Annotated in this window: 16 protein-coding genes and 3 tRNA genes; 11 read left to right on the top strand and 8 right to left on the bottom strand. The window is 32.5% G+C overall.

The features are described from left to right. Nucleotides 1-40: 40 nt before the first annotated feature. The 5 genes from ACVCZW_RS00955 to ACVCZW_RS00935 form a co-directional block, all read right to left on the bottom strand. A tRNA-Leu gene (locus ACVCZW_RS00955) sits at nucleotides 41-124 on the bottom strand. Nucleotides 125-290: 166 nt separating this feature from the next. Further along, nucleotides 291-860, bottom strand: a complete 570-nt coding sequence (locus tag ACVCZW_RS00950) for a TetR/AcrR family transcriptional regulator (protein ID WP_452231412.1) — start codon at nucleotides 858-860, stop codon at nucleotides 291-293. Beyond that, the gene (locus tag ACVCZW_RS00945) at nucleotides 860-1,522 is read right to left on the bottom strand and encodes a transglutaminase-like domain-containing protein (protein WP_452231411.1); all 663 of its coding nucleotides are present in this window, start codon (nucleotides 1,520-1,522) and stop codon (nucleotides 860-862) included. Before ACVCZW_RS00945 ends, ACVCZW_RS00950 begins: the two co-directional genes overlap by 1 nt. A 481-nt stretch (nucleotides 1,523-2,003) precedes the next feature. Then, nucleotides 2,004-2,079, bottom strand: a tRNA-Lys gene (locus ACVCZW_RS00940). 158 nt (nucleotides 2,080-2,237) lie between these two features. Next, nucleotides 2,238-2,310 (bottom strand) — tRNA-Lys (locus ACVCZW_RS00935). Between the two features lie 141 nt (nucleotides 2,311-2,451). On the opposite strand from ACVCZW_RS00935, the gene ACVCZW_RS00930 reads away from it, so the two are divergent. Beyond that, complete coding sequence (locus tag ACVCZW_RS00930; RefSeq protein ID WP_452229504.1) at nucleotides 2,452-2,970, top strand: shikimate kinase; 519 nt, start codon at nucleotides 2,452-2,454, stop codon at nucleotides 2,968-2,970. Here ACVCZW_RS00930 and ACVCZW_RS00925 read toward each other — a convergent pair. Together ACVCZW_RS00925 and ACVCZW_RS00920 are read right to left on the bottom strand one after the other, a co-directional pair. Further along, entirely contained in the window at nucleotides 2,962-3,465 is a 504-nt protein-coding gene (locus ACVCZW_RS00925) for a phosphoribosyltransferase family protein (RefSeq protein ID WP_452229505.1), read from the bottom strand. The two genes, ACVCZW_RS00930 and ACVCZW_RS00925, sit on opposite strands and share 9 nt — an antisense overlap. 52 nt (nucleotides 3,466-3,517) lie before the next feature. Continuing rightward, nucleotides 3,518-3,892 (bottom strand): RNA-binding S4 domain-containing protein, encoded by a 375-nt coding sequence (locus ACVCZW_RS00920; RefSeq protein WP_452229506.1) that lies wholly within the window; start codon nucleotides 3,890-3,892, stop codon nucleotides 3,518-3,520. Nucleotides 3,893-4,057: 165 nt separating this feature from the next. Between ACVCZW_RS00920 and ACVCZW_RS00915 the strand changes: the two genes are divergently transcribed. Then, a complete protein-coding gene (locus ACVCZW_RS00915; protein ID WP_452229507.1) occupies nucleotides 4,058-5,128 on the top strand; it encodes an FKBP-type peptidyl-prolyl cis-trans isomerase in 1,071 nt (356 codons plus the stop codon). Nucleotides 5,129-5,208: 80 nt separating this feature from the next. Here ACVCZW_RS00915 and ACVCZW_RS00910 read toward each other — a convergent pair whose 3' ends face one another. After that, nucleotides 5,209-5,793: an outer membrane beta-barrel protein gene (locus ACVCZW_RS00910; RefSeq protein ID WP_452229508.1), complete on the bottom strand. Its 585-nt coding sequence runs from the start codon at nucleotides 5,791-5,793 to the stop codon at nucleotides 5,209-5,211. Nucleotides 5,794-5,980: 187 nt separating this feature from the next. On the opposite strand from ACVCZW_RS00910, the gene tgt reads away from it, so the two are divergent. The 9 genes from tgt to ACVCZW_RS00865 all read left to right on the top strand — a co-directional run bounded on the left by tgt (nucleotide 5,981) and on the right by ACVCZW_RS00865 (nucleotide 15,916). Further along, complete coding sequence (gene tgt, locus ACVCZW_RS00905) at nucleotides 5,981-7,111, top strand: tRNA guanosine(34) transglycosylase Tgt (protein WP_452229509.1); 1,131 nt, start codon at nucleotides 5,981-5,983, stop codon at nucleotides 7,109-7,111. 47 nt (nucleotides 7,112-7,158) lie between these two features. Then, entirely contained in the window at nucleotides 7,159-8,235 is a 1,077-nt protein-coding gene (locus tag ACVCZW_RS00900) for an LptF/LptG family permease (RefSeq protein WP_452229510.1), read from the top strand. Continuing rightward, nucleotides 8,222-9,124: a DMT family transporter gene (locus ACVCZW_RS00895; protein ID WP_452231410.1), complete on the top strand. Its 903-nt coding sequence runs from the start codon at nucleotides 8,222-8,224 to the stop codon at nucleotides 9,122-9,124. Before ACVCZW_RS00900 ends, ACVCZW_RS00895 begins: the two co-directional genes overlap by 14 nt. A 54-nt stretch (nucleotides 9,125-9,178) precedes the next feature. Continuing rightward, nucleotides 9,179-10,132, top strand: coding sequence for an acetyl-CoA carboxylase carboxyltransferase subunit alpha (locus ACVCZW_RS00890; protein WP_452229512.1), 954 nt, complete (start codon nucleotides 9,179-9,181; stop codon nucleotides 10,130-10,132). Between the two features lie 168 nt (nucleotides 10,133-10,300). Continuing rightward, on the top strand, nucleotides 10,301-11,836 hold the full coding sequence (gene dnaB, locus ACVCZW_RS00885) for a replicative DNA helicase (RefSeq protein ID WP_452229513.1): 1,536 nt from the start codon (nucleotides 10,301-10,303) through the stop codon (nucleotides 11,834-11,836). 45 nt (nucleotides 11,837-11,881) lie between these two features. Then, nucleotides 11,882-12,895 (top strand): AI-2E family transporter, encoded by a 1,014-nt coding sequence (locus tag ACVCZW_RS00880; RefSeq protein ID WP_452229514.1) that lies wholly within the window; start codon nucleotides 11,882-11,884, stop codon nucleotides 12,893-12,895. A 58-nt stretch (nucleotides 12,896-12,953) separates the two neighbouring features. After that, a complete protein-coding gene (locus ACVCZW_RS00875) occupies nucleotides 12,954-13,874 on the top strand; it encodes an aminotransferase class IV (protein ID WP_452229515.1) in 921 nt (306 codons plus the stop codon). Beyond that, nucleotides 13,864-14,592: a sulfotransferase-like domain-containing protein gene (locus tag ACVCZW_RS00870; RefSeq protein WP_452231409.1), complete on the top strand. Its 729-nt coding sequence runs from the start codon at nucleotides 13,864-13,866 to the stop codon at nucleotides 14,590-14,592. The genes ACVCZW_RS00875 and ACVCZW_RS00870 overlap by 11 nt, the downstream gene beginning before the upstream one ends. Before the next feature lie 67 nt (nucleotides 14,593-14,659). Further along, a complete protein-coding gene (locus tag ACVCZW_RS00865) occupies nucleotides 14,660-15,916 on the top strand; it encodes an asparagine synthetase B (RefSeq protein WP_452231408.1) in 1,257 nt (418 codons plus the stop codon).

Below are 15,916 nucleotides of genomic sequence, written 5' to 3'. Positions count from 1 at the left end.
TGAAATCCTCATACGGTAAGGAAAACAAGGATTAAATTTGTGCGCACGAGAAGATTCGAACTTCCACGAACTAATGTCCACCAACCCCTCAAGCTGGCGCGTCTACCAATTCCGCCACGTGCGCATTACTATTTAATATAAAAAAAGTTAAGCAGTATAGCTTAACCATGAAACGTATTAGATAGTATCTATATCCAAGGACAAATATAAATCATTTGAAATTTTAAAAGTGTTTGAAAACAAATAATTTTGGAAAGTATTAGGAATAGCTTCTTTGCGATGGCAAAAAACTATTTGTTAAATAAATCAATTGTTTTTTCTAGCGCTTTATCAAAATTATCCCAAGAATCTGGAGCGGTTAAATCCGTAGTAATAAAAGTTTTATTGAATTTAGATAAGAGCGTAAGATAGACATAGCCACCAATCATTAGTTGAAGCGCATGATTAAGCGAGCTATTTTTATCTGAAATGGAGAGTACTTTATCCATTTGTTGATTACTAAACTTGAATAACTCACGAGTTGCATCATTGTTTTCTAACAATTGCCAACGTAATATCTCTTGTGTTAGTTTGTTTTTACGAAGCTCTTTTGTACCTGCTTTAGCAAATTCCTTAACGCTAGCAACTGTATCTAAATCATTATTTTGAAGGGTTAATAACGATTGGAAAAAATCGCCTTTTTGGGCTAAATGTAGAAGTAATCCTTGGATACCACCAAAATAACGGTAAATAAGTTCTTTAGAAACACCAGCCTTTTTTGCAATGGCATTGATGCCAACTGCTTGTGGTCCTTTTTCTTCCAAAAGACTTAAAAAACTTTCATATATTTTTGCTTCGGTCGCAGTTCTATCTTTTTTCATTATAACTCCTTTAGGTTTAATACCATTCCTAATTCAATATTATTGGTGTGTAAAGCAGGATAGGTTTCCTTCATTAAATCGAACATATATAAAAGCGGTACGTGGTCAAAGGTTCCATAATCTTCTAAATATTCCATAAACGCCGTATTACCCGAATTATCGAAAGGTTGAAATAGAGAATCGTTTACGCCGTCAAAGTCTAAGGGAGCTACATTTAATTTTTCACATAGTGTTTTATTAAAAGCCGGAGTTGCTTTTACCCATTTATCGTTTAAGAATATTTCAACATAACCATGTGGTACCAATACATCATTGCCAAACTTTTCAACAATATCTTCCACAGCAATATGATTTTTTACTTTCGCCAAACCTAAACGTGCAGGTATGTTTTTAGCACGTAAAACACTTATTAAAAGGATCGCTTTATCTAGGCAATGTCCGGAAGTACGTGTGCAAATTTCGGATGCTTTCCAATCTTTTTCAATTAAACTGAATCGATATGGATTATATGGCCAAGTATCTCGTATGTAATAATACGCGTTTAGCGTAAAATCAAAGGAAGAGATTTGTGAATCGTCATTATGGATCTTTTCTATTAAGTTCCTTATAACGTCTGAGGTATAATCAAAATTATTATTTGCTTCTAAAAAAGTAGGTTCCATAAAATTTCTTAGTAATACTAGGTTAATTGTTGTGATTTGTTTCCTTTAATACGGAAGTGTTTTTACGATTACATCTTCTTTATTTTACCAATATAAGGTTTTTATGAATACATGTGACCACATGGTTACATGTATTGTTGTTATTTATGTTATCCGGAAATAATGGCTTAAGAAGCTTTAGAGAAGTAGGAAGGGATCCTGTAATTTAGAATTACACCAGAGGAATAGACTAATAGAACAAGAAAGGAACACCGATATTAAAATCTAAAGGAACGTATATGAAAGAAAAACACAACGCTATTTTGTTGAAAAACAGCAATAGATTAGCCCAATACGTTTTTAGTTATTAGATGATTTGTTAGCGTGTTGGTTATGGAGCTCTTTATAGATTGCGATGGGCTAGGCAATAAGATGTTCTAAAATGAAAAAACCTTGACAATCATATGATTATCAAGGTTTACGTTTCGGAATATATTCCGATTGGTGACCGGGCTGGGGCTCGAACCCAGGACCCTCTCCTTAAAAGGGAGATGCTCTACCAACTGAGCTACCAGGTCATTCTTGTTTCGCCGTAACGAAGTTGCAAATATAGAAAGTTTTATTAATAAAACAATACTTTTTAGGTGGTAGTGCGTCTACCAATTCCGCGACATGCGAAAAATTAAAAAAGCGAAATACATAAAAAAAAAGCTAAGCACTTGCTTAACTTTTTTAGTGACCGGGCTGGGGCTCGAACCCAGGACCCTCTCCTTAAAAGGGAGATGCTCTACCAACTGAGCTACCAGGTCATTTTGGCTCGCTGTAACGAGGGTGCAAATATAGAAGGTTTTATTAATAAAACAATGCTTTTAATTAATTTTTTTTATTTTTTTTTTGTTTTTTTGCAAAGCAATTATGTATGTTTTTAATAATCAATTTATAACGTCAATATGATAATAGTTTTACTTGGGTATATGGCCTCTGGAAAATCCTATTTTGGGAAGAAAATAGCAGATATTTTGGAATATGAGTTTCTAGATTTAGATAATTTTATAGAAAAAGAAGAAAATGCAACCATTAAGGAATTGTTTTCGAGCAAAGGAGAAATCTATTTTCGGAAAAAAGAACATGATTATTTAAAACAACTAGTTGCCACTAAAACAAACACGGTAATTAGTTTAGGAGGAGGAACACCTTGTTATGGTAATAACATGAGTTTACTTTTAAACGATTCTAATATTAAAACACTTTACTTACAAGTTACCATACCAAACTTAGTAGAAAGAGTGTTGCGCGAAACAGATAAGAGACCACTAATAGCACATCTTAAAACAAAAGAAGAATTAATGGAGTTTGTTGGAAAGCACCTTTTCGAAAGGCTAGCATATTATTCTCAAGCAGAATTTACTGTGGATGCGAATAAAAAAGAAAATGAAGTTTTAGAATCTATTCAGGAACAGTTATTTTAGAAAAGCTTCAAAATTATTTCCTTCTAAAACAACATCAATATGTTCGTGTAATGAGGTAGAAAGCGAAATCCCCTTAAAATCTGCTTTTACGGGATACTTCTTATGATTTCTATTTACCAATACCGCAGTTTTAAATTGTTTTAATGGTACATCTAAAAAGTGTTTAACACCATAAACCAAAGTAGTACCACTATTTAGTACATCATCTATTAAAATAACAGATTTGTTTGTGTAATCTGTGGCTGGAATGGAAGTGGTGATTTTGCTTAACGGATTTTTTTTATCTATAATAACTTTACATAAAATAGGTTTTATTGTCGATATTTTAGATAATGTTGTTTTTAATTTCTTCGCTAAAATATAACCATTACTATCTATTCCTGCCAAAACAACTTCTTCTTCATTAACATTGCTTTCATAAATTTGATAAGCAATTCTCTTAATTTTATGATTTATTTCTTCGTGCGTTAGAATGCTGTTTTTTTTGCTAACCATAATTTAGAGTTGTTTTTTCAAAGATAAATGAGATTATTTAAATGTAATAATTTTAATCTTCATTTTCTTCATTATAATCTTCAATATCTCTTCTGTCCTTTTTAGTAGGTCTTCCTGTTCCTCTCTTTCTGTAGTACTCTTTAGAATATTTTAAAAGTTCTTGTGCTTCAAAAGCTTCTTTTGGTGTTATATCTGTTCGGTAAATGTCTACCAGTTTTGCACCAACTCTATTTGGAGGTATATCATTAACTTTTAATTTATAGTTGATTTGGTTTTTTCGTACTTCAACAATATCTGTAGCATAAACATCTCTACTTGGTTTTGCAGCATCTCCATTAATTTTAATGTGCCCTTTTTTACAAGCTGTTGTTGCTATATTTCTTGTTTTAAAATATCTTACACACCACAAAAATTTATCTATTCGCATCCAATTTATTATAAAAAACTACGTTAATGTTCTTGTGCAAAATTAGTTTAAAATTGTATCTTGCAGGCAAAAAAAAAGTAATATTGAAATAACCTTATTTTTTTGTTTTCCAATAAACAAGCAAAAGAGGTTTTGCATTTGCAACAAGAAAAATAAAACGCACAAATGAAATTAAGAAAAATTGCATTAATTGTATTCTCATTAATAATTGTAATAGCATCTTGTACTCCAGATGATGATAGTACAAATACAGTGGCACTAAGAGACAGAACAGAAGTGTATGGAGAAGATCTATTAGAAATTGAAACGTTTTTAGAAACGCATTTTTATAACTATGTCGATTTTGATTTTGCGGCACCATATGGTAGTACTGCAAATGATAATTTTGAAATTGTTTTTACAGCACTTACAGAGGATACTAGTAAAACGCCTATAATGGACAGACCAGAACTTAAGTTTAAAATGGTTGAAGATCCTTCTGAAGAAGGTTTGTTTTATAAAATGTATTATTTAGAAGTTAGACAAGGTCTAGGAGATGAGGTACACTTTATAGATGAAGTATTTGTTACTTATGAAGGAAGTACCACAGAAGGACTTGTCTTTGATGACGCAATAAATCCTACAAATTTTGAATTAACAAGCGTAGCAAATGGAGGTGTTGTTACCGGTTTTAAAGAAGCTTTGATTGAGTTTAAAACAGCTACTAGTTTTAGTGCGGTTGGAGATGGAACGGATGCATATCATAATCATGGTATTGGTGCAGCTTTTTTACCATCAGGACTTGCTTATTTTAACCAAGTGTTAGAAGATGTAACGAATTACACGCCGCTTATTTTTAAATTTAGCGTATATGATCGTGTTTTAATGGATCACGATAGTGATGGTATTCCTTCATTTTTAGAAGATTTAAACGGTAATTCGGATGTTTTTGATGACGACACAAATGGAGATACTGCTCCTAACTTTTTTGATGGTGATGATGATGGTGATGGTATTAATACTATAAATGAAATCGAAGTAAAATCGTATACCTTAGATGATACTGGTATGCCATTTACACTAAGAGAAGACGCGCAATATTTCTTTGATAATAGTACTCAAATAGCTAGTGATGAAGTGCTTATCGATATAGATTACAGCAATAGTAATGCTAGATTTACTTTAAAAACCTTTAGAGCTATAGATTCTAATGGTAATGGTACACCAGATTATTTAGATGATACATATCCAGAATAAGAAAGCATAAAACAGCTTAAATAAAAAAGCCCACTTTTTCAAAAGAAAAGTGGGCTTTTTGTTGTTGTATCTATTTTAGATTATAATAAAATAGAAAGACTTAATATAAGTTGGTCTGGTCTAGTATCAATTCGGCTAACGTCTAAACCGTTGTTGCCAACAAAAGTAGCCTCGTTTTCGCTAAAACCTCTTTCATATCTTAAATCTATTCCTATTGTATTTAAGCTTACTCCAAAACCAAAATTTAGACCTACCGTAAAATCATTTTCCACCTTGCTAATAGCAACGCCATCAAATTCTGTATCTAAAATGTACTGTAAAGATGGTCCTCCAAAAGCATTAAAATACTTTAAAAACTTAACACCAATTAATAGCGGTGCATCTAATTTTTGCATAGTAAAGTCATCACTATCGTAATCACTTTTTGTTTTCGTGTATACTAGTTCTGGTTTAAAAAATATTTTATCTCCTACTTTACCAAAAGCCCCAATATGAAAACCAACATTTCTTTCTGGATTTTCTGAGTTTGAAGTAATGGATGCAACATACTTTCCGTTAGCATTGTAATTTACACCTGCTTTTAAACCAAATCCGGTTCCTTGTTGTGCGCTTGAATTAAAGATAAAGGCAAAAAGCAAAAGACTTGTAATTAAGATATTTTTCATAATAATTCGTTTTAGTGATTTCTTGTTAAAACGAAGATACAAAGTAATTATTTTCTTTTGCAATTGTTTATATCCTTTAATATGGTATAAATCGAGATTGAAATGTAACGTAAATTGTAATTTTATTAAATGTTTAAGATGGTATCTTGTTTAGTTAATTATATTTGCCACTTCATAATATATTAGGATGAAATTTGAATTAAAAGGAAAAGATGCACAAAGTAGTGCAAGAGCAGGAGTCATGACAACAGATCATGGTGTAATAGAAACGCCAATATTTATGCCTGTTGGTACGGTAGCTTCTGTGAAAGGAGTGCATCAACGTGAGTTAAAAAACGATATTAATCCAGATATTATTTTAGGGAATACCTATCATTTGTTTTTAAGACCAAAAACAACCATTTTAGAAAAAGCTGGAGGATTACATAAGTTCATGAATTGGGATAGAAATATTCTAACAGATTCAGGTGGTTATCAAGTGTATTCTCTTTCCGCAAATAGAAAAATTAAAGAAGAAGGTGTTAAATTTAAATCGCATGTAGATGGAAGTATGCACATGTTTACTCCAGAAAATGTAATGGAAATTCAACGAAGTATTGGTGCAGATATCATCATGGCTTTTGATGAGTGTACACCATATCCTTGTGATTATAACTACGCCAAACGTTCTATGCACATGACGCATCGTTGGTTAAATAGATGTATAAACCATTTAGAGAAAACACCTTTAAAATATGATTACGGACAAACATTTTTTCCAATAGTTCAAGGAAGTACCTATAAAGATTTACGTCGTCAATCGGCAGAATATATAGCAAACGCAGGAGCAGAAGGAAATGCCATCGGCGGACTTTCTGTTGGGGAACCAGCTGATGAAATGTACGCCATGACAGAAGTAGTAACAGAAATTCTTCCGGAAGACAAACCTCGTTATTTAATGGGCGTTGGTACACCTATTAATATTTTGGAAAACATTGCTTTAGGTATTGATATGTTTGATTGTGTAATGCCAACTCGTAATGCTAGAAATGGTATGTTGTTTACAGCGCATGGAACAATGAATATGAAAAACGCCAAATGGAAAGACGATTTTTCTCCAATTGACGAAATGGCAATTACTTTTGTAGATACCGAATACAGTAAAGCATATTTGAAGCATTTGTTTAATGTGAATGAGTTATTAGGAAAACAAATAGCAACCATTCATAATTTAGGTTTTTATATGTGGTTGGTTCGTGAAGCAAGAAAACATATATTAGCAGGGGATTTTAGAACCTGGAAAGATATGATGGTAAAACAAATGGATAAACGTCTATAACAATTTAAACACTTAAAAACACTTTCTTTTGGAGAGGTTGGGAGAGAATGAAAATACTTGATTGGTACATACTAAAACGCTATTTGTCTACATTTTTCATGATGTTGCTACTCTTTATTCCTATTGGAATAACAGTGCACCTTGCCGAAAAAATTGGAAAAATTCTTGAAAATGACGTGCCACTAGGCGAAGTCCTACTTTACTTTGTAGACTTTACCGTTTATTTTGCACATTTACTTTTTCCATTGTTTTTGTTTTTATCGGTTATCTTTTTTACTTCCAAACTAGCTAATAATACAGAAATAGTAGCCTTTTTAAGCTCCGGAGTTTCCTTTACCAGATTTTTAAGACCTTATTTAATAGGTGCTTCTATAGTAGCAGTCTTTGCTTTAATCTTAGGATTATATCTAGCGCCAGAAGCAAGTAAAGGTTTTAATGATTTTGATTTTAAATATTTTAAAAAAGGAAAAAGTGCCGCAAATACCAAAAATGTGTTTAGGCAGATTAACGACAACGATTATATATATGTAAGTAGTTTTAATATAAAAGAAAAACTTGGGCATAACTTTACTTTAGAGCATTTTGAAAATGATAAAATGATCTATAAAATAGAAGCGCAAAACATACGTTTTATTGAAAAAGATTCTACATATAGAATGATTAAATATGTAAAAAGAACTATTGGAGAACATGATGATATCTTAGTAAAAGAAAGAAGAAAAGACACCTTGTTTTCTTTTGATTTAGAAGATTTAACTCCTGTTGAATATATCGCAGAAACTCTTACTTATGGTGATTTAACAAAGTTTATTGCAAAAGAAGAAAAAAGAGGTTCTTCTAATATTGGTCGCTATAAATTAGTGCAATACAGAAAGTGGAGTTTACCAGTTTCCGTATTTATATTAACCATTATAGCAGTTGCTGTTTCTTCTATAAAACGTCGTGGTGGAATGGGAGTAAACCTTGCCTTTGGTATTTGTATTGCCATGGTTTTTGTATTTTTTGATAAAATTTTTGGAGTGATGGCGGCACAATCCGACTTTTCACCAATATTAGCAGTCTGGTTTCCTAATATTCTATTTGGTATTTTAGCTACATACTTATTATATAATGCTAAACGATAAGCTAAAAAACTACCTGCATTTACATGTGCTCGTATTTATTGCTGGATTTACAGCCATACTTGGCGAGTTAATTACGGTGGATGCGGTACCATTAGTTTGGTTTAGAATGCTAATGGCAACCATATTAGTAGGTGTTTACATTGCAGTCTCTAAAACGAAGATTAAACTTTCCTTAAGCGCAATTGCAAAATTATCTTTTGCAGGTGTTATTATAGCTTTACATTGGATTACTTTTTTTGGAGCAATTGATGCTTCCAATATTTCTATAACATTAGCCATGTTTTCCACAGGCGCTTTTTTCGCTTCATTAATTGAACCATTAATCTATAAGCGAAAAGTTATTTGGTACGAAATAGTATTTGGTCTTATTGTAATTTTAGGAGTATGCATTATCACGCAAAGCGAAATGAAATACCTTACCGGAATTATTTTAGGTATCACTTCCGCATTCTTATCCTCATTATTTGCAGTACTAAACGGAAAGTTTTTAGAAAAGTATTCTGCAACAAGCATTTCGTTTTACGAGTTTATAAGCGGAGTCACTTTTATAACCATATTTCTTTTAGTCTTTTATGATGGTTTTTCCGTTGCATTCTTTCAATTGCCAGCATCTGATTATATGTACTTATTCATTCTGGCATCTATTTGTACGGCCTATGCATTTATAGCTTCTGTACATGTCATGCGATATATAAGTCCATATACTGTTGTTCTTACCTATAATTTAGAACCTATTTACGGTATTATTTTAGCCATTTTACTTTTTCCTGAAAAAGAAAAAATGACAAATAATTTTTATTATGGCGCATCTTTAATTCTTGGAGTAGTGCTACTTAACGGCATTTTGAAAAATTGGAAAGCTTTAAAAGCAAAGAAGATAAAAGAGTAAACAAAAAAATACGTAATTTTGCACACTAACTATTAATTAAACTTAAATTCAAAAATGGAATATTTAGAATTTGAACTACCTATAAAAGAGCTAGAAGATCAATTGCAAAAATGCCAAATTATTGGTACAGAAAGTGATGTAGATGTTACAGAAACTTGTAAGCAAATTGAGAAAAAGCTTTTAGCTACCAAAAAGGATATATATAAAAACCTAACGCCATGGCAACGTGTACAAATGTCACGTCACCCTAACAGACCATATACTTTAGATTATATTAAAGCACTTTGTGGCGAATCTTTTTTAGAGCTTCATGGAGATAGAACCTTTAAAGACGATAAGGCAATGATTGGTGGTCTTGGTAAAATAGGAGACCAAAGCTTTATGTTTATTGGTCAGCAAAAAGGATACAATACAAAAACTAGACAATACAGAAACTTCGGGATGGCAAATCCAGAAGGATACAGAAAAGCACTACGCTTAATGAAATCTGCCGAAAAATTCGGAATTCCTGTAGTAACTTTATTAGATACTCCTGGAGCATATCCTGGTTTGGAAGCAGAAGAACGTGGACAAGGAGAAGCTATTGCTAGAAATATACTAGAAATGACAAGGCTAAAAGTGCCAATTATAACAATTGTTATAGGTGAAGGTGCTTCTGGAGGAGCATTAGGTATTGGTGTTGGAAATAAAGTGCTAATGCTTGAAAATACATGGTACTCTGTAATCTCACCAGAATCTTGTTCTTCTATTTTATGGAGAAGCTGGGAATATAAAGAACAGGCTGCAGATGCATTAAAGCTTACTTCAACAGACATGAAAAAGCTTGGTATTGTAGATGAAATAATTAAAGAACCACTTGGTGGTGCACATCAAGATAGAGAAAAAACGTTTTCTTCTGTAAGTACTGCTATTCTTAAAACTTTTGAAGAGCTTAAAAACTTATCACCAAAAGATTTAGTAAATCAACGTATGGAAAAATACTCAAACATAGGTGTTTATAAAGGCTAGTCCTTATAAAACCACTTAATGAAAAAATCTGAAGTCATACGCTTCAGTTTTTTTTATGCTTATTAACAATATTTATTACTTATTAACAGTTAAAATGTTAACTACCTGTGAAGATTGAACTATCTTTATACGTACTAATATCTCAACAATTTATTTACATTCGCTTACATGAAGCAACCAAATCAAGTAAAAGGCTATCCAGTCGATAAGAGTACATTAATCAATCTTGAAAGAGGGAAAATTCCTCCGCAAGCTCTTGATTTAGAAGAGGTTGTGCTGGGGGCAATGATGATCGATAAAAAGGGTGTAGATGAAGTTATTGATATTTTAAGTGCAGATGCTTTTTACAAAGAAGCACATCAACATATTTTTGAAGCTATTTTTCAACTGTTTGAAAACAGTGAACCAATTGACTTATTAACCGTTTCAAGCCAATTAAAGAAAAATCAAAAGCTAGATGTGTCTGGAGGAGATTTTTATCTAATTTCACTGACACAAAAAGTGTCTTCTTCTGCCCATATTGAGTTTCACGCACGTATTATTTTACAGAAATTTATTCAGCGTAGTTTAATAAAAATCTCTTCAGAAATCATTGAAGATGCCTATGACGAAACACAAGATGTTTTCGATTTATTAGACAAAGCAGAATCGAAGCTATATGAAGTAACGCAAGGAAATATTAAAAAATCGAGTGAAACAGCGCAAGATTTAGTAATTCAGGCGAAAAAGAAAATTGAAGAAATATCGAATAAAGAAGGTTTAAGTGGTATTGCTACTGGATTTAATAAATTAGATAAACTTACTTCTGGTTGGCAACCATCCGATTTAATTATTATTGCTGCTCGTCCAGGTATGGGTAAAACAGCATTAACTTTATCTATGGCAAGAAATATTGCTGTAGATCAAAATGTACCTGTTGCGTTCTTCTCTCTAGAGATGGCTTCCGTACAGTTAATAACACGTTTGATTTCTAGTGAAACGGGATTGTCTTCCGAGAAACTAAGAACAGGGAAATTAGAAAAACACGAATGGGAACAACTAAACGTTAAAGTAAAAGGTTTAGAAAAAGCACCTTTGTTTATTGATGATACGCCATCCCTTTCAATTTTCGATTTACGTGCAAAAGCAAGACGTTTAGCATCCCAACATGGTATTAAAATGATCATGGTAGATTATTTGCAATTAATGACTGGTGGTAGTAGCCACGGTGGAAATCGGGAACAAGAAATCTCTATGATTTCTAGAAACTTGAAAGCATTAGCAAAAGAATTAAGTATTCCGGTAATTGCTTTATCACAACTATCGCGTGCTGTAGAAACACGTGGAGGAAGTAAAAGACCTTTACTATCCGATTTACGTGAATCTGGAGCAATTGAGCAAGATGCAGATATTGTGAGTTTTATTTACAGACCAGAATATTATAAAATTGATGAATGGGATGATGAAGAACGCTCCCCAACAGAAGGGCAAGCCGAATTTATTATTGCAAAGCATAGAAATGGTGGACTAGAAAATATACGTTTAAAGTTTATTGGAAACTTAGGTAAGTTTGATAATCTGGACGATTTTGATTCGCCTTTTGAGTTTCATTCTAAAATGAATGCAGCCGCAAATGATGATACTTTTAAATCTGAAAATTTACCATCACCAAGTGATGCATTTGGTGCTCCAGATGATTTTGATGATAATGATGTACCATTTTAAACTGATTTTTTAATAGCTAAATCAAATAGAAAAATAAAAACCTACATGTTAAGCGAACGCAGAACTACCAACATACTACTATTAATTATAGTGATACCTATATTGTTTTATCTATTAAAAGTATTGTCTTTTATATTTATTCCTTTGGTATTTGCTATGTTTATTGCATTGTTGTTTTTACCAGTAATGCGTTGGTTAGGTAAACGTAGAGTCCCAAAAATATTAAGCATAATTATAGTCGTTTTATTAATCGCTGTAGGAGTGAAAATGGGAGTAGAGCTTATTAAATTGTCTAGCAAACAAATTATGGCGAGTGATACTGCTTTTTTTGACAAGGCGGAAGTTAAAATAAATGATGCAGCCCTATATTTAGAAAATACTTTTGGGGTAGAGATGCAAAAAGATAAAAACATCTTAGCGCAATTTATTCAAAAAGAAAATATTGGTACAACGGTTGGTTTTTTACGCCAATTTTTAACCATGTTACTCATGACGGCATTCTTCGTGGTACTCTTATTAGCAGAGTCTATTAATATGCAAGATGTTTTAAATAAAATGGTTTTAAAGAAAAAACGAACTTCTTTACTTGCCTATGGTAAAATTCAGAAAGAACTAAACACCTTTATAAAAGTAAAGTTTTTAGTTAGCTTTTTAACAGGAGTTGGTACCGGTTTGGCTTGCTATTTCTTTGATGTTAGTTTCCCTATTTTCTGGGGGCTTTTTGCCTTTGTAATTAATTTTGTACAAATGGTAGGTTCCTTTATTGCGGTAATTGCACTTTCTATTTTTGCGTTTATCGAGTTAGATCCAACAAGTACTTTGTTTTTCTTTGTAATCGCTATTACTGGAGTTCAAGTATTGTTTGGTGCCATTTTAGAACCAATTTTTATGGGCAAATCATTCTCTATAAACATTATAACTGTCTTAATAATGTTAATGTTTTGGGGTTTCCTTTGGGGAATTCCAGGTCTTATAATGGCTATTCCTATTACTGTTTTTCTTAAAATTATCTTTGAGCAATTTCCTAGTACCAAAAAGATTTCTGATTTAATTTCTTAGACGAATTACCACGTTTTTCATTATCTTTAATTTTCAAAATTAAAAAGATAATAAGTTCATGGTTCATGGTACACATAATGCTGTAGAAGACAGCAGAAACAAAGATATTCAAATTTATATTAACGGAGAATTCTTCCAAAGAGAAGACGCTAAAATTTCGGTTTTAGATAGTGGTTATCTAGTTGGAGATGGCATTTGGGAAGCATTGCGTTTACATCAAGGTGTTCTCGTTTTTCTTACAGATCATTTAGATAGATTGTGGCAATCTGCTGCAGCTGTTGGTATGCAATTTCCTTTTACTAAAGAAGGGTTGATTGAAGAAGTATGGAAAACCTTAAACAGAAATAATATGCAAGACAATGTACATGTGCGTATTATGATTACTAGAGGAATAAAAAAAACACCTTCGCAAGATCCTAGATTAACTATTTCTGGACCAAATGTAGTTATTTTACCAGAATACAAAAAAGCTTCACCAGAAAGTAAAGAGAAAGGAATTACTTTATTTACAAGTACGGTTCGTCGTGGATCTCCAGATTATCTAGACCCTAGATTAAATTGCCATAGTAAACTGCACGAAGTACAAGCGCTTATTCAAGCCATTGAAGCTGGAGCAGACGAAGCTTTGATGCTAGATGCTAACGGTTTTGTTGCAACTTGTAATGCAACCAATTTCTTTATTATTAAAAACGAAGAGGTGTATACGTCTACCGGACAATACTGTATGAATGGTATTACTAGAGCAAAAGTTATTGAAGCTTGCAAAATAAATAATATTCCTTGTCACCAAAAGGACTTTTCGTTGTTTGATGTGTATGGTGCAGACGAAGCTTTTGTAACTGGAACTTTTGGAGGATTAACGCCTGTTACCAAAATTGATGGTAGAATAATAGGAGAGAAGTCGTATGGTGATTTTACAAGAAAATTAAGTGGTTTATATCATGAATTAATTGATAAAGAAGTAACAGATGGCAACTAGTAAACGCATCTGTTTGTGGTCTGGACCAAGAAATATATCAACCACTTTAATGTATAGCTTTGCGCAAAGGGAAGACACCAAAGTTTTTGATGAACCGTTGTATGCACATTATTTAAGGAATACAGATGCTAAAGAATACCATCCAGGAACCCAAGATATTTTAAATGCTTTAGAAGAGGATGGTAATAAAGTGATAGAAGAAATGATGACGAATACAGAAAGTCCCGTCCTCTTTTTTAAAAATATGACACATCATTTGTTGGATGTCAATAGGGATTTTATGAAAGGCGAAAATGTGTATCATGTCATGCTAACGCGCGATCCTCATGAAATGCTTCCGTCTTTTGATAAAGTGATTGAAAACCCAAGTTTGGAGGATGTTGGTTATGCTAAACACACCGAATTATTAGATTATTTTGAAGCAAATAACATTAAACCAATTGTGCTAGACTCGAAACGAGTACTATTAAATCCGAAGAAGGTATTAACCTCCTTATGCGATTTTATAGGTATTCCTTTTGATGAAAATATGTTGTATTGGCAAGCGGGAGCTAGATCAGAAGATGGTGTTTGGGCAAAATATTGGTATGCTAATATTCATAAATCAACAGGGTATTTGGCCTATAAACCAAAGACGGAAACTTTTCCGAAACATTTAGAACTACTATTAAAAGAATGTATGCCACACTATAACAAATTACTTAAATATGCAGTATAAATGCGTACTTGGTTAAAATTGTATTAATGCAGGTTTAAACGGAATATTTTTAAGTACCTTTCTTCCAATGAAAAAAATAATCACATTATTTCTAATACTTTTATTTACAAAAGCTTACGCTTCTTACATCCTAATTCCTATGGATGCAGAGACGCAAAAAAATCATTTAAAGGCCTACGGAATTACCTATTGGACTTTAGAAAAGCAATTAAAAGTAAAATGGCTTCTTAATTATCGAGGCGGATCTTTTCTTGTGCCAGATACTCAGGAAATTCAACGAGAATGTCAAATACGAGGCGTTTCTTTCGAAATATTATCGAACGCTAAAGCGGAAAGTATTCTCGAAGAAATTAGTAGTCCGAGTAAAAACATGGAAGCAGTCGTATTAGAAAAAGCACCAAAAATTGCGGTGTATAGTCCAAAAGGAAAATTGCCTTGGGACGACGCAGTAACTATGGTTTTGAGCTATGCCGAAATTCCTTATGAAACCATTTATGATGAAGAAGTTTTAGGGGATGCACTTTTATTATATGACTGGTTGCATTTACATCATGAAGATTTTACAGGGCAATATGGTAAATTTTATAGAGCATATAAAACTGCAGCTTGGTATATTGAAGAAAAAAAGGAAGCTGAAGCACTAGCAACCAAACTTGGTTATGATAAAGTTTCACAAGAAAAATTAGCCGTTTCCTTAAAAATAAGAGACTATGTAATTGGTGGCGGATTTATGTTTGCTATGTGTAGTGCAACAGATAGTTTTGATATTGCACTTTCTGCGCAAGGATTAGATATTTGTGAGCCTATGTTTGATGGCGATGGAAGCGATGCCAATTATCAAAATAAAATTGACTACAGTAAAACCTTTGCTTTTAAGGATTATACCTTAGAACAAAGTCCGAATGTATATGAGTTTTCTAGTATAGATATGACGCAAAAACGGAAAATAGCCAAAACCGTAGATTATTTTACACTGATGGATTACTCTGCAAAATGGGATCCAATTCCAAGTATGTTATGTCAAAACCACACGGCATTGGTTAAAGGTTTTATGGGGCAAACCACTTCTTTTACACGCGAAGAAATTAAAAGTAACGTCTTGGTTATGGGGGAAAATAAAACCAATGGCGAAGCAAAGTACATTCATGGTATAAAAGGAAAAGGATTTTTTACGTTTTATGGAGGTCATGATCCTGAAGATTATACCCATCGCGTTGGGGATCCTAAAACCGAATTAGACTTACATCCAACTTCACCAGGTTATAGACTTATCTTAAATAATGTACTCTTTCCTGCAGCTAAAAAGAAGAAGCAGAAAACCTAG

The sequence above is a fragment of the Lacinutrix sp. MEBiC02595 genome (assembly GCF_053601555.1).
Note: the sequence above shows the minus strand (reverse complement) of the source record. Positions and strands in the feature narration are given on the sequence as shown.

Excerpts from the sequence above, each read along its gene's own strand:
- ACVCZW_RS00950 (WP_452231412.1), bottom strand. The coding sequence starts at position 860 with ATGAAAAAAGATAGAACTGCGACCGAAGCAAAAATATATGAAAGTTTT.
- ACVCZW_RS00945 (WP_452231411.1), bottom strand. The coding sequence starts at position 1,522 with ATGGAACCTACTTTTTTAGAAGCAAATAATAATTTTGATTATACCTCA.
- ACVCZW_RS00930 (WP_452229504.1), top strand. The coding sequence starts at position 2,452 with ATGATAATAGTTTTACTTGGGTATATGGCCTCTGGAAAATCCTATTTT.
- ACVCZW_RS00925 (WP_452229505.1), bottom strand. The coding sequence starts at position 3,465 with ATGGTTAGCAAAAAAAACAGCATTCTAACGCACGAAGAAATAAATCAT.
- ACVCZW_RS00920 (WP_452229506.1), bottom strand. The coding sequence starts at position 3,892 with ATGCGAATAGATAAATTTTTGTGGTGTGTAAGATATTTTAAAACAAGA.
- ACVCZW_RS00915 (WP_452229507.1), top strand. The coding sequence starts at position 4,058 with ATGAAATTAAGAAAAATTGCATTAATTGTATTCTCATTAATAATTGTA.
- ACVCZW_RS00910 (WP_452229508.1), bottom strand. The coding sequence starts at position 5,793 with ATGAAAAATATCTTAATTACAAGTCTTTTGCTTTTTGCCTTTATCTTT.
- tgt (WP_452229509.1), top strand. The coding sequence starts at position 5,981 with ATGAAATTTGAATTAAAAGGAAAAGATGCACAAAGTAGTGCAAGAGCA.
- ACVCZW_RS00900 (WP_452229510.1), top strand. The coding sequence starts at position 7,159 with ATGAAAATACTTGATTGGTACATACTAAAACGCTATTTGTCTACATTT.
- ACVCZW_RS00895 (WP_452231410.1), top strand. The coding sequence starts at position 8,222 with ATGCTAAACGATAAGCTAAAAAACTACCTGCATTTACATGTGCTCGTA.
- ACVCZW_RS00890 (WP_452229512.1), top strand. The coding sequence starts at position 9,179 with ATGGAATATTTAGAATTTGAACTACCTATAAAAGAGCTAGAAGATCAA.
- dnaB (WP_452229513.1), top strand. The coding sequence starts at position 10,301 with ATGAAGCAACCAAATCAAGTAAAAGGCTATCCAGTCGATAAGAGTACA.
- ACVCZW_RS00880 (WP_452229514.1), top strand. The coding sequence starts at position 11,882 with ATGTTAAGCGAACGCAGAACTACCAACATACTACTATTAATTATAGTG.
- ACVCZW_RS00875 (WP_452229515.1), top strand. The coding sequence starts at position 12,954 with ATGGTTCATGGTACACATAATGCTGTAGAAGACAGCAGAAACAAAGAT.
- ACVCZW_RS00870 (WP_452231409.1), top strand. The coding sequence starts at position 13,864 with ATGGCAACTAGTAAACGCATCTGTTTGTGGTCTGGACCAAGAAATATA.
- ACVCZW_RS00865 (WP_452231408.1), top strand. The coding sequence starts at position 14,660 with ATGAAAAAAATAATCACATTATTTCTAATACTTTTATTTACAAAAGCT.